General features: G+C 40.0%; 9 protein-coding genes. 5 read left to right on the forward strand and 4 right to left on the reverse strand.

From position 1 onward, the window contains the following. The first annotated feature begins 5 nt into the window (after positions 1–5). Entirely contained in the window at positions 6–3,092 is a 3,087-nt protein-coding gene (locus HC000_RS09415) for a ligand-binding sensor domain-containing diguanylate cyclase (RefSeq protein ID WP_179807525.1), read from the forward strand. 70 nt (positions 3,093–3,162) lie between these two features. Here HC000_RS09415 and dxs read toward each other — a convergent pair whose 3' ends face one another. The 3 genes from dxs to HC000_RS09430 form a co-directional block, all read right to left on the reverse strand. After that, entirely contained in the window at positions 3,163–5,025 is a 1,863-nt protein-coding gene (dxs, locus tag HC000_RS09420; protein ID WP_179807526.1) for a 1-deoxy-D-xylulose-5-phosphate synthase, read from the reverse strand. A 112-nt stretch (positions 5,026–5,137) separates the two neighbouring features. After that, a complete protein-coding gene (gene ispA / locus HC000_RS09425) occupies positions 5,138–6,025 on the reverse strand; it encodes a (2E,6E)-farnesyl diphosphate synthase (protein ID WP_011329015.1) in 888 nt (295 codons plus the stop codon). A gap of 2 nt (positions 6,026–6,027) precedes the next feature. Further along, a complete protein-coding gene (locus tag HC000_RS09430; RefSeq protein WP_011329014.1) occupies positions 6,028–6,270 on the reverse strand; it encodes an exodeoxyribonuclease VII small subunit in 243 nt (80 codons plus the stop codon). 268 nt (positions 6,271–6,538) lie between these two features. Between HC000_RS09430 and pomA the strand changes: the two genes are divergently transcribed. The 3 genes from pomA to HC000_RS09445 all read left to right on the forward strand — a co-directional run bounded on the left by pomA (position 6,539) and on the right by HC000_RS09445 (position 10,372). Further along, positions 6,539–7,306, forward strand: a complete 768-nt coding sequence (gene pomA, locus HC000_RS09435) for a flagellar motor protein PomA (protein ID WP_041454537.1) — start codon at positions 6,539–6,541, stop codon at positions 7,304–7,306. A gap of 2 nt (positions 7,307–7,308) precedes the next feature. After that, complete coding sequence (locus tag HC000_RS09440) at positions 7,309–8,229, forward strand: flagellar motor protein MotB (protein WP_011329012.1); 921 nt, start codon at positions 7,309–7,311, stop codon at positions 8,227–8,229. 202 nt (positions 8,230–8,431) lie between these two features. After that, positions 8,432–10,372: a DNA topoisomerase III gene (locus HC000_RS09445; RefSeq protein WP_179807527.1), complete on the forward strand. Its 1,941-nt coding sequence runs from the start codon at positions 8,432–8,434 to the stop codon at positions 10,370–10,372. Positions 10,373–10,397: 25 nt separating this feature from the next. On the opposite strand, the gene HC000_RS09450 is transcribed toward HC000_RS09445, so the two are convergent. Continuing rightward, positions 10,398–11,708 (reverse strand): amidohydrolase, encoded by a 1,311-nt coding sequence (locus tag HC000_RS09450; protein ID WP_179807528.1) that lies wholly within the window; start codon positions 11,706–11,708, stop codon positions 10,398–10,400. A gap of 113 nt (positions 11,709–11,821) precedes the next feature. Here HC000_RS09450 and HC000_RS09455 point away from each other — a divergent pair, with 113 nt between their 5' ends. Further along, complete coding sequence (locus HC000_RS09455; protein WP_041454532.1) at positions 11,822–12,679, forward strand: tetratricopeptide repeat protein; 858 nt, start codon at positions 11,822–11,824, stop codon at positions 12,677–12,679. The last annotated feature ends 688 nt before the right edge of the window (positions 12,680–13,367 follow it).

Below are 13,367 nucleotides of genomic sequence, written 5' to 3' on the forward strand. Positions count from 1 at the left end.
GCAATATGATGCGATTTTTACTAGTTTTTGTACTACTAACCTGTGCTATGCCAAGTTGGGCTTCAATTACTGATTACGTAGTTAAACAATGGAATATTAAAGACGGACTCCCCTCGCAATCACTCAAAAGTGTTGTGCAAGACCAGCAAGGTTATATGTGGCTGGGAACTCAATTTGGTTTAAGTCGTTTTGACGGCAATACTTTTACCAACTACAACACGCAAAATAGTCTTTTTTTACCAAGTAATGGTATTAATAAATTACTAATAGATGGCCAAGGCTTTTTGTGGATCGGCACCAAAAATGGGTTAGTGGTTATTGACCCTGCAACACTTAGTGCACAAGAGTTTAATATTAAAGGCCCGGTTAGAGATATTTTAGAGGACTCTAAAGGCGGTATTTGGATAGCCGCTAATGGCCTGTATTATGTTGATCGTAGTTTGGTTGATTTACGCGATCAAACTAATGAGCCATCACCCATAGTTAATCCCACTGTTATTACTCAAATAGTTGGCTCTGTGAGCAAAATGGCGCTCGCACCTGAAGGTATTTGGTTAGTAAACGACAGACATTTACTGCGCCTGACAAAAAGCGCTGCCGACTTTTCTAAATTACGCTTAGAGCTTACTGCCAAAGTGTCATTACCCGACAGCTTAGCGCAAACCATAGTGCACGATCTCTCTTTTTTAAATGGTAATTTATATTTAGCCTCTGAGTTGGGTGCTTATTTTTTAGATTTAGATGACGAACTACGTTCTTTCCCACTGCCTAATGTGAATAACTCTGCAGTTTATAAATTTATGAGCGATACCAATGGTGGCTTATGGGTATCTACTTATGGGCGTTTATTATTTCGTGGCAAGTCAGGTGATTGGCAATGGGTTGAGCCAAGTCAGTTAGATCAAAGTATTTGGTTTGCTGACATGTTTCGCGATGATCAAAATAATGTTTGGCTAGCCAGTTTTAGTGAAGGTTTATGGCTGGCACACGAAGGTCGCATTGAGCGTCACTCGGCAATTTCTAAAATGACTGAAACGGTAATGGCGATTAGTAAATCACCCGATGACAAACTGTGGATAGCTAACAGAAGCGGAGTTGGTTACTTTGATACCAATAAAAACTTTATTAATATAATAAACAGTAGCAAGTATGGGCATGCCTCGGTGCATGATTTACAGTTTGATGGCGATCGGCTTTATATTGCTACTGGGCGGGGGTTATTCTTTTATGAAGACGACACACTTTACAGCTTTCCTGGGCGCGCATTAAACGACAACCCGGTATTTGCTATTAGCTCAGCTACCCGAGGCGGATTTTGGATTGGTACTGGCCGAGGTTTGTATCGACTCAATTATAGTGGTTTAAGGCCCTTTGCTTATAATGCATTTTTAGGCAGTAAGTTTATTACTTTTGTATTAGATGCACCAAACTTTGGCATTATCGGTACTAGTAAAGGCGCGTATTACTTTACTGACCGAGGAATAGAAAAAATAGGCGACCAAACTACCTTAGAAAGTGCTTATGTAACCAGTATTTTGCATATAGATGGAGTTGGAATATTAGTTGGCTCGTTAAACGATGGTTTGTTTTATCGTAGTGGACAAGGACAATGGCAGCAATTAGATGCGGCAAATGGCTTACCCTATGGTTCTATTTTTAGCTTAAAGTACGATGAAAAATTAAAAAGAATATGGGTAAGCACCATGAAAGGTGTTTATCGGATGCCGGTAGATCAATTTAAAACGCAGATCCAAAGCTTAAAAGTTGAAGAGGTTATTTCCTCGTTCGACCGCCAACTCGATGGTAAAGCGAGCCAATGTTGTAATGGCTTAGGGCATGACGCGGTTGTTGATATGGATAACTCCATTTGGTATCCCAGTTTACAAGGTGTAGTTGAAATACCTAAAAGCGTTGAGCTGTTTGGTTTACGTGGTTTAAAACCTAAAATAGAAACATTAACTACACCATTACGTAGTTTAACCACAGCTGCATTAGGTAATAAACCGCGATTAAAAATAGACGAGCGCGATGTTACTTTAAAATACACAGCTATAGATTATTACGCGCCAAATAGTATTGAGTTTAGATATAAATTAAATGGTTTAGATACTGACTGGCGATACGCTAATACTCGCCGCGAAGCTATTTATACTAACCTCCCAGCCGGTTCTTTTTTGTTTCAGTTAGAAACAAAACGCCAAGGCGAGGATTGGAACATAGCCCAATCTGTTGATTACGCTTTTGTAGTACCTGAGCGTTTTGACGAAACAATTTACTTTAGATTACTGATCACCAGTGGTTTTGTTTTATTGTTTTATTTAGTGTTTTGGGTATTTAGAGCGCAAGAGCGCCGTAAACAAGAAGTGTTAGAAGGGTTGATCACTGATCGTACCTTAGAGCTTCGCCAAGCAAACGATAAGCTTAATAAAGTTAACTCACAGCTTAAGCTAGTGAGCCATTCAGATGAGCTTACAGGGTTACGTAGTCGCCGCTTTTTGTTCGACCAACTACCTAAAGATATTGAACATTTTCAGCGTAACTCACAATCACTGCAAGCGCAGGGCAAGTCGCTAGTATTATTAATTATAAACTTAGACAACTTTAGCCGTATTAACGATGCGTATGGGCCAATTGCCGGAGATAGTTGTTTGCAGCAAATGGCGGTATTACTTAATTCGCGTACTCAGGGCTCAGATTATGTGGCACGTTGGAGCGGCGATGAGTTTTTACTTTTATTACGTGACTTTAAATGTAACTTAATTGACAGCTATGTGTCGGATCTTTGCCAAGGAATTTCCGAACATGCATTTCAATTGCCAAACGGTAAAAGCACTCATATTTCAGCCTCAATTGGTTGGTCGTTCTATCCGCTACCACTATTAGGTGGCCAAGTTATTAGCTGGGAAACCTCGATTAATTTAGCTGATATTGCACTGCATCAAGTTAAAAAACGCGGTGGCGATGGGGTCGCTAACATTACCTTTGATGAGCAGTTAGATGCGTTTGAGTTTGAGCAAAACCCTAATGTTGAACAGCAAATAGGCTTGCTACAAGCCAATGGTTTAGCTGATATTAAAGTATGGATGCGATAAGTAACTAATATTTAGATATTAAAAAAGGAGCCTAGGCTCCTTTTTTAATATGCTTTAAATGAGTAGGAGGTTAATTAATAAACGCTTTGATAGCAGTTAATATTCCTTGCTCGCCTAAGCCCATTTCGTCGTGCATTTCGTCTTGTGTACCGTGCTTAATAAATTCATCAGGGATACCCAAGTTAAGAATGCTAACCTGTGCTTTTTGCGTTGCTAAATACTCATTAACCGCAGAGCCAGCACCGCCAGAAATTGCATTGTCTTCAAGCGTTACTATTACATTGTGGCTGTTTATTAACTCATCGAGTAACGCAGTATCAAGCGGTTTAATAAAGCGCATATTAACTAAAGTCGCATTGAGTTCATCAGCTGCTAGTTGCGCGTTTTCAAGTAATGTACCAAATGACAATATAGCCACTTTAGCACCTTGCTTAACAACATCGGCTTTACCAATTTCAAGTAATTGCATATTAGTTGCAATTTCTGCCGTACCAGCACTACCACGCGGATAACGCACAGCAACAGGGCAATTTGCTTGATAACCAGTATATAACATGTGGCGACACTCATTTGTATCGCTTGGCGCCATAATGACCATATTTGGAATGCAGCGCATAAAGCTTAAATCGTACGCACCTTGATGTGTTTCGCCGTCTGCGCCAACAATACCAGCACGGTCAATAGCGAATAGCACAGGTAAGTTTTGCAGCGCTACATCGTGAATTAGCTGATCGTACGCACGTTGTAAAAAGCTTGAGTAAATTGCGACAACGGGTTTTAAGCCTTCACAAGCAAAACCAGCAGCGAGGGTTACAGCGTGCTGCTCGGCAATCGCAACATCAAAATACTGATCAGGATGCTCTTTTGAAAAACGCACCATGCCAGAGCCTTCGCGCATAGCCGGTGTTATCGCCATAAGCTTGCTGTCTTGCTTTGCTATGTCGCATAACCAGTCGCCAAATACATTAGAAAATGTAGCCGCACCGGGTTTTGATTTAGGTAAACTTGATGTATTAGGATCAAACTTAGGTACGCCGTGATAGCCAATAGGGTCGGCTTCAGCGGGTTTATACCCTTTGCCTTTTTGGGTTTTTATATGCAGTAATTGCGGGCCTTTTAAGTTACGCATATTACGCAGCGTATCTACTAACATGTTTACATCATGGCCATCAATTGGGCCAATATAATTTAGGCCTAATTCTTCAAAGAAGGTACCAGGGATCATCATCCCTTTAATATGCTCTTCCATTTTACTGGCAAGTTGCTTAACTGGTGGCACACCCGAGAGTAGTTTTTTACTACCTTCGCGAATGTTAGTATAAAAGCTACCCGATAAAATACGGGCAAAGTGATTTGTTAACGCGCCAACGTTTTCAGAAATCGACATTTCGTTGTCATTTAAAATGATCAACATATCTGATTTTACATCACCTAAGTGGTTCATGGCTTCAAAAGCCATGCCTGCTGTAATAGCACCATCACCTATAACGGCAACCGTTTTGCGTCCTTTACCTTCTTTTTGCGCAGCAATAGACATGCCCAACGCAGCTGAAATAGAGGTACTAGAATGGCCCACACTAAACGTATCGTATTGGCTTTCTTCGCGAAATGGGAAAGGGTGCAAGCCATCTTTTTTACGAATGGTGTGCATTAAATCGCGACGCCCGGTGAGTATTTTGTGTGGGTAAGCTTGATGGCCTACATCCCATACAAGGCGATCATCTGGGGTGTTATACACATAATGTAGTGCCACAGTGAGCTCTACGGTACCTAAACCAGACGCTAAATGCCCGCTACTTTGCGATACCGAGTTGAGTAAGTAGTCACGCAACTCATGGCTAAATGCAGGAAGCTTATCTTGCGCTAAGTCTCGCAAGTGGGCTGGTTCGTTAACCAAATTAAGTAATGGATACTTGCTGCTATCAAGTGTCATGGTTTTATATATGTCCTTCGCTAACATCAACTAACTGTGCAAACGCGTTGTTTGAGTTATTTGATGTTCAGTAATAATTTTAGTGCTAAGTTGCAATACGTTTAAGCCGTGTTTAGTGGTCACGTTCAATTAAATAGTTAGCTAGTGACGCTAAAGCACTGGTATCGGCGTCTATATTTGCTAACGCTGCATGGGCTTGTTGTATTAAGTTTTGCGCTTTTTCTTTAGCGCCTAGCATACCTAATAAAGCGGGATATGTCGCTTTATTCGCAGCGATATCTGACCCTTGAGGCTTACCTAAAGTAACGGTATCGCCTTCTACGTCTAAAATATCGTCATGTACTTGAAATGCAAGCCCTATGGCATAGCCAAAAGTGGCTAAATTTTCTAACGTGTTTTGACTAACATTGTTCGAGCACAAAGCCCCCAGTGTAATTGCACAGCTTATTAGCGCACCGGTTTTTAACTTATGAATACGCTCAAGTTCAGCCACGGTTATTACTTTATCAGTAGCTGCAATATCAAGCCCTTGGCCTGCCACCATACCTTGTAACCCAGAGGCATGTGCCAGTTCAGCAATCATTTTAACTTGAGCTTGAGCACTACAGTTAAAATTATGCTTGGCTATTAACTCAAATGCTAAAGCTTGCAGTGCATCACCGGCTAAAATTGCGTGTGCTTCGCCGTACACGATATGACAGGTTGGGCGTCCGCGACGTAATTCATCATCATCCATAGCTGGTAAGTCATCGTGAACTAACGAGTAGCTATGAATACATTCTATAGCTGCAGCAAGTACGTCTAAATCTTGTTTATCTGCGCCGAGCATTTTACCCGTTGCGTAAACCAAAAAAGGACGCAATCTTTTGCCGCCATTCATTAAACTATAATGGGTGGCGGCTTTTATGGTCTCGTCAGTATTAAGCGATTGGTCAAAATAAAGGTTAAGAGTATTGGCTACATCAGTTTGAGCATGTGTAATAAGTTCTTTAATAGTCACGGCTATTCCATATCATTATCAAAGTCGGTTAATACAGACTTCTCATCTTTGCCCATTAAAATAGCCACCTTTTGCTCAGCTTGTTGCAACTTACTAGACGATGCGCCTGCTAAAGCAATGCCACGCTCAAACTGTTTTAATGACTGCTCAAGCGATAAATCACCTTGTTCCATTTCACTAACGATTGTTGTTAATTCTTCTAGTGCTTGCTCGAAACTTAAGTTTTCAGGTTTTTTAGTCGCCATCTTTATTTCAACTTACATAATAAATTTAGAAGTCAATTTTAGGGGGAATGCTAAACTAGGTCAAAGGATGAAATGGTTTTTTCGTTAATAAACGCTTTATGTTTTAAAAAATTGATAATTAGATAGATTACACAAGTTGATCTAGAATAGTGCTTAATCCAGCTTTTTATGTTTATCTATAAAAAATGGCTTAAGCAATTCAGTATCTTGCCGATAAACAATTAATAACAAACGTTTGCATATAAAAGCAAAAACCTTTGGAGGGAATGTGGATTTAGCAACCATTATTGGGATCCTTGGCGCAATTGGCTTAATTGTCATGTCCATGTTTATGAGTAGTAGCGGTGAAATGGCTATGTTTTACAACACGCCCTCTGTTGTAATCGTATTTGGCGGTTCATTATTTATCGTTTTATCAAACTTTACTATGTCACAGTTTTTTGGCATAGGTAAGGTGGTTACCAAAGCGTTTATGTTTAAGCTTGAGTCGCCAGAAGAGTTAATCGAAAAAGCAGTTGAACTTGCAGATTCAGCACGTAAAGGCGGGTTTTTAGCACTTGAAGAGGCAGAAATACCGAATCCATTTATGCGCAAAGGCGTTGACATGCTAGTAGATGGCCACGACGCAGACGTAGTGCGGGCCACACTGCAAAAAGATATTTCATTAACTACAGCACGGCATGAGTCGGGTGCTACTTTATTTAAATCTTTGGGTGATATAGCCCCAGCAATGGGAATGATAGGCACTTTAATAGGCTTAGTTGCGATGTTATCTAATATGGATGATCCTAAAGCAATTGGTCCGGCTATGGCGGTGGCATTGTTAACCACATTATACGGCGCATTTTTAGCTAACGTAGTCGCTATTCCTATTCAAACAAAATTGGAGCTGCGTAAAGACGAAGAGGCAATGAATCAACGTTTAATTTTAGATGCGGTTTTAGGTATTCAAGATGGTCAAAATCCAAAAGTAATAGAAGGTATTTTGAAAAACTATCTTGCTGAATCAAAACGTAAAGTAAACACTGAGGATTAACTATGTCTGATCAAGAGTGCAAGTGCCCACCCCCAGGTTTACCTGCGTGGATGGGGACATTCGCAGATTTAATGTCGCTATTAATGTGCTTTTTTGTGCTCTTGCTTGCGTTTTCTGAAATGGATGTACTTAAATTTAAACAAATTGCCGGTTCGATGAAATTTGCATTTGGTGTACAAAATAAAATAGAAGTTAAAGATATTCCCAAAGGCACATCAGTTATTGCTATGGAGTTTACTCCGGGCAAGCCAGAGCCTACCCCAATTGAAACAATTCAACAGCAAACGGTAGAAATGACCCAGCAAATGTTAGAGTTTCAGGCAGGTGATGAAAGTTCAGCAGGCGGAAGGCAAGAGCAGCGGGGCGATAAACGTGGTGGCGAGTCGCGTAGTACTTCCAAAGAGCAAGCATCGGAGCAAGCAATTTCAGCGGCCGATCAACAGCAAACAAACGACTTAGTTAAAAAAATTGCCCAGCAATTAGAAAAACAAATAATTGATGGTGCCATAGAGCTTGAATCATTAGGGCAGCAAATAATTATTCGTATTCGCGAAAATGGCTCTTTCCCTTCGGGTAGTGCATTTTTACAACCTAAGTTTAAACCCATTATTCAAGAAATTGGCGTGCTATTAAAAGATGTGCCTGGAGAAATTACTGTGTCGGGGCATACCGACGATTTTCAGGTTTCAAACGAGTTATATATTAATAACTGGGATCTTTCATCTAAGCGTGCAGTTGCAGTAGCTAGTGAGCTGCAAAAAGTAGTTGGATTTGATAAAAATAGAATGATGGTAGTAGGGCGTGCTGAAACCCGGCCGTTAGTGCCAAATGACAGCAATGAAGATCGCCGTCGTAATCGTCGCGTTGAAATATCTATTTTACAAGGAAAAGCCAAAGAGTCTGATCCTATCGATGTAAGGTAGCAGTCATTTTATTAAAAACACACTTGGTTTAAGCAAACTAAGTGTAATTGATTTCAGGTGACTTTTAGTTAAAATTAACTAAAAGTCACCACCTCAGCCAAATACCTCAGAGTTGTTAAATAATACGGTTTAATAAAAACATCCCACGCTGTGAATTGATATGCTAAACTACTGTGTATATAAACAGTAAAAGAGCTTGCTTATGAAACTCTATATTGCCGAAAAGCCGTTATTAGGGCGTGCTATTGCCGACGCGTTACCAAAACCGCACAAAAAGCACGATGGCTACATTGAAGTTGCAAATGGTGATTGCGTATCTTGGTGTATTGGTCATTTGCTCGAGCAAGCCGAGCCCGATGACTATGATGAGCGCTTTAAAAAGTGGCAGTTTGAGCACCTACCTATCATTCCTGAGCAGTGGCAATTAAAAGCAAAAACTAAAACTCGCAAGCAACTTACTGTGTTAAAAAAGCTAATCAAACAGGCTACAGCACTAGTGCATGCAGGTGATCCCGACAGAGAAGGGCAATTACTTGTCGATCAAGTTATTGAAGAAGCCAAAATAAGTAAAACTAAAAAGCAGCATATTCAACGCTTATTAATTAGTGATTTAAACTTAGCTGCAGTAAAAAAAGCATTAACGACTATGCGATCTAACCGTGAGTTTATTCCGTTGAGCGTTTCAGCCTTAGCGCGCTCTCGTGCTGATTGGTTGTTTGGTATGAATTTAACCCGCGCTTATACTTTAGCAGGGCAAAAAGCTGGGTTTGGTAACGTACTTTCTGTGGGACGAGTACAAACACCCATACTTGGCTTGGTGGTTAATAGAGATAATGACATAGCAAATTTCGTATCGAAGCCATTTTATGAAGTATTAGCCCACTTAGTCACCCCCGAAAAACAATCATTTAGTGCAAAATGGATACCCAGTAAGGCATGTGAGCCTTATCAAGACGAAGAAGGGCGAGTATTAAATAAAGCATTGGCTGAAAACGTAGCCTCGCGTATCACACAGCAAAATGCTGAGCTAACGGCGCTTGAACAAAAGCAAAAAAAACAAACTGCGCCACTGCCTTATAACTTATCTGCTTTGCAGATAGACGCGGCAAAAGCATTTGCTATGCCAGCGCAAAAGGTGCTGGATATATGCCAAATTCTTTATGAGCGTCATAAGTTAATTACCTACCCGCGTTCAGACAACCGCTACTTACCTAATGATCATCACCAAGATGCGTCTGCTATTTTAAAAGCTATAAGCACTAATGGCGGGCAAGGTGTTGAGTTAGTAAAAGCAGCTGATAGTAAAAAACGTAGTAAATGTTTTAACGATTCAAAAGTGGCTGCGCATCACGCCATTGTCCCTACGGCAAAACAGTTAAAGTCGACAAGTTTAGGTAGCGATGAGACAAAGGTTTATCAATTAATATGTCGTCATTATTTAATACAGTTTTATCCCGACTATATTTACAACGAAACTAAAGCAGAGATAACTATTGCTGGCGGGTTATTTAAAGCAAATGCAAAGCAAGATGTAAGCTTGGGTTTTAAGGTGCTAATGGGTAAGTCTGAATTGAAAGATGAAGCCACGCTACCGCTTTTAACAAAAGACATGTTACTTTTTTGCTCGCAAGGGGAGGTTGTTGAAAAATATACCTCTCCGCCAGCGCACTTTAGTGATGCGACTTTACTTGCAGCCATGACAGGCATAAGCCGCTATGTACAAGATCCACAGATAAAAAAAGTACTTAAAGACACCGATGGCTTAGGCACAGAGGCAACGCGAGCGGGGATCATTGAATTATTATTTAAACGCCGTTTTTTAAAACGTGAAGGCAAATTAATTAAAGCAACCGAAACCGGGAGTGCACTTATTAGCGTGCTGCCGCAAGGTTTAGTTCGCCCCGATTTAACCGCTAAATGGGAATCGAGCTTAGGTGATATTGCACAGCAAGTAATGAGCTATCAGCAATTTTTACAGCCTTTACTTGCCGACTTAAATAGTTTTGTACAACAAGCTGCAAATTGCGATAGCAATGTATTTGCAAAGCTGCCTAAAACTTCAGCTAAAAAGCGTTTTGTTAAACGTGGCCAAAAAACGCCTTATAAAAAGTCGAGTTATAAAAAAAGCTCTGTTACAGGTTAACTACAGAGCTATTATTTAAATAAAACTATTGATTAAACAAAGTTACCGCTGCGTTACTCATGGCTTTAATGCCAGTTGGTAGTGCGACTTTATAGTCAGGGGCAAACTTACTTGAATGCAGTGAAGGTAATGTTTCGCCCGCTTTTATTGCACTTGCATATTTTGCTTGGTTAACGCCACCGAGCCAAAATAGTGTGATAGGAATATTTTCGTCAGTGCGGCCATATAGGCCAAAGTCTTCACCTGCCATTACAGGGAGGGTTTCAAGCACATTTTCATCACCAATAGCGCTGGCAATACTTTGACGCACAAGGTTGGTTTGTGCCGGGTTATTATATGTAGATGGAATTGACTTATCTTCATGTACTTGCACCTTAGGGTAGAGCGCTTCCTCAAGGCCTGCGCTTTGTGCAATACCGGCGGTAATGCGTTTAATTGCTGCAATTTGTGCATTTCTAATATCAGGGTTATAGCTGCGTAATGTAAGTTGTAACTTTACTTCATCAGAAATTACATTATGTTTTGAGCCACCATGAATAGATCCAACAGTAATAACTGATGGCTCTAATGGTGAAAGCTCACGACTCGTAATAGTTTGCAGTGCAAGCACAGTGCGCGCAGCAATAATAACCGGATCAATAGTGGTATGCGGATAAGCTCCATGTCCGCCTTTACCCTTTATAGTTATATCAACAGAATCGACGCTGGCCATAGTATATTCATTTTTTATCGCAACTTTACCGGCAGGCACACTTGCACTTACATGTAGCGCAATTATGTGATCAGGTTTTGCATATTTACTAAATAAGCCTTCTTTTAGCATGGCTTTAGCGCCACCGCCTACTTCTTCTGCGGGTTGTGCCACCATCATTAGCGTGCCTTGCCATGCATTTTTGTGAGCTATTAGTTGTTCAGCAGTACCAATGAATGAGCTCATATGTATATCGTGACCGCAGCCGTGCATAACACCTACTTTTGCACCGTGCTCGTCTATTACTGTTACTTTAGAAGCATACGCCTTACCTGTTTGTTCTGTAATAGGTAAGGCGTCGGTATCGGTACGTATCATTACTGTGGGGCCATCACCATTTTTGTAAATGCCTACAACGCCAAAACCACCTACATTGCTTGTAACTTCAAAACCAAGCTTGTTTAACTGCGCTGCTATTTTTTTTGCGGTTTGTTGCTCGTGATACGAAAGCTCGGGTGATTGATGCAGGTCGAGGTAAAAGCTTTCGATGGCTGGCATGCTGCTATGTAAATTTAAGTCTAATGATTTAGCCGCCAATAGAGGGCTAGCTAATAATAGCGCTGTGCCTAAGTAAGTTAACTTCATGATTTTCCCTTATTGAGATAAATGTATATCCAAGTGATTTAGATATATGACTTGTAATAATTATGTTCAGCACCATATAAAAACCTAAATAAATGAATATGGCAATCAATTCAATGAGCAACATAGTTAGTATCAACGCGCAAAATTTTCAGCAAGTACTCGGCGAAACATCACAACAAAAGTTGGTACTGCTAAACTTCTACTCAGCGCAAAGTCCTGAATGTATTAACCAGGCAGCAATATTAGATAAATTAGCCGCTGAATATAACGACTATATAGTAGTAGCAAATTTAGATTGCGATGCCGAGCAAGCTCTGGCTTCGCAATTAGCACAGCAAGTTGGTTTACAAACACTACCAACACTGGTGTTGTTAAAAGACTCAGCGCCCGTTGATGTATTATCGGGTGCCCAAGCTGAAGCGAAAATTCGTGAAGCATTAGCTAAACATTTACCCGCTCAACAAGACTTACTATTAGAGCAAGCAAAGCAAGCATTATTAAAGTCAGATTTAAATGCCGCGTTTAATTATGCAAAGCAAGCTTATGAAATTGACAACAGCAACGCGCGTATTAAATTAGTACTTGCAGATATATGTATTCAAATTCATAAAGTAGATGAAGCGCAAGCACTAATTAATACAATAGATGTACAAGAGCAAGATGCTTACTTTAATAATATAAAAGCAAAATGCGAAGCTGCGCTTGAAGCAAAAGATTCACCAGAGATTAAAGAAAAGCAACAACAAGTAGAAAAGTACCCAAATGACTTAGAATTAAAAGAAGAGCTAAGTATTTTACTCAATGAAGCCGGCAGAAAAGAAGAAGCATTAGATGTACTATTTACAGTGCTGCAAAAAGATCTGAATTTTAACGAAGCAAAACCAAGTTTTTTAGCTATTATTGCCTCTTTACCCGACGGTGATGCACTTGCAGCAAAGTATCGTCGCAAGTTATATAGTATTTTGTACTAAAACTTAATAACTATTACTTTTAAAAGCACCTTACCTAGGTGCTTTTTACATTTTTAAGTTTATAGCAATATAACAGTAAGCTTGTTTAAGGAATAAAAAGCGCAGTTATCCACAGGGGTTTGTGGGTAACCTGTGAGCCTGGCTTGTGTATCTTTGGGGTAAAAATTAAATGCAAAAAAGGCGATAAAAACGCTTGCGTAAAATCTGCGGCTCCCTATAATGCGACCCCACTGAGACGGGAAACGTCAACGCCTAGCGAGACGCGAACTACTCAGAGAGTTAAATAAAACTTCGGTTTTAAATTGTCGAAAGAAAGTTTAAAACAAAGTGTTGACTCGAAAAATAAAGGATGTATTATACGCATCCCTTGAGACGCTAAAGCGACTCAAAACGTTCTTTAACAATATAAAGCAATCATCTGTGTGGGCACTCGTACAGATTGAGTTCTAACAGCCAAGCTACTTAGGTAGCGAGGCAAACAAATTAGAGTCTCAATTGAAACTGAGTGACCATATGTTATTAAAAGATTCAGCCTTGAGCTGTTTTGATTTTACTTTTTTAAAAGTGAAAATAATAACGCACAGTCAATTCGTTTTTGGTAACAAAAACAAAAATTCAGAATTCATTGAGCTGTCGAAAGACATAAAACTTTTTAATTGAAGAGTTTGATCATGGCTCAGATTGAACG

This window comes from Pseudoalteromonas sp. MIP2626, assembly GCF_013414205.1.
GTDB lineage: Bacteria > Pseudomonadota > Gammaproteobacteria > Enterobacterales > Alteromonadaceae > Pseudoalteromonas > Pseudoalteromonas nigrifaciens.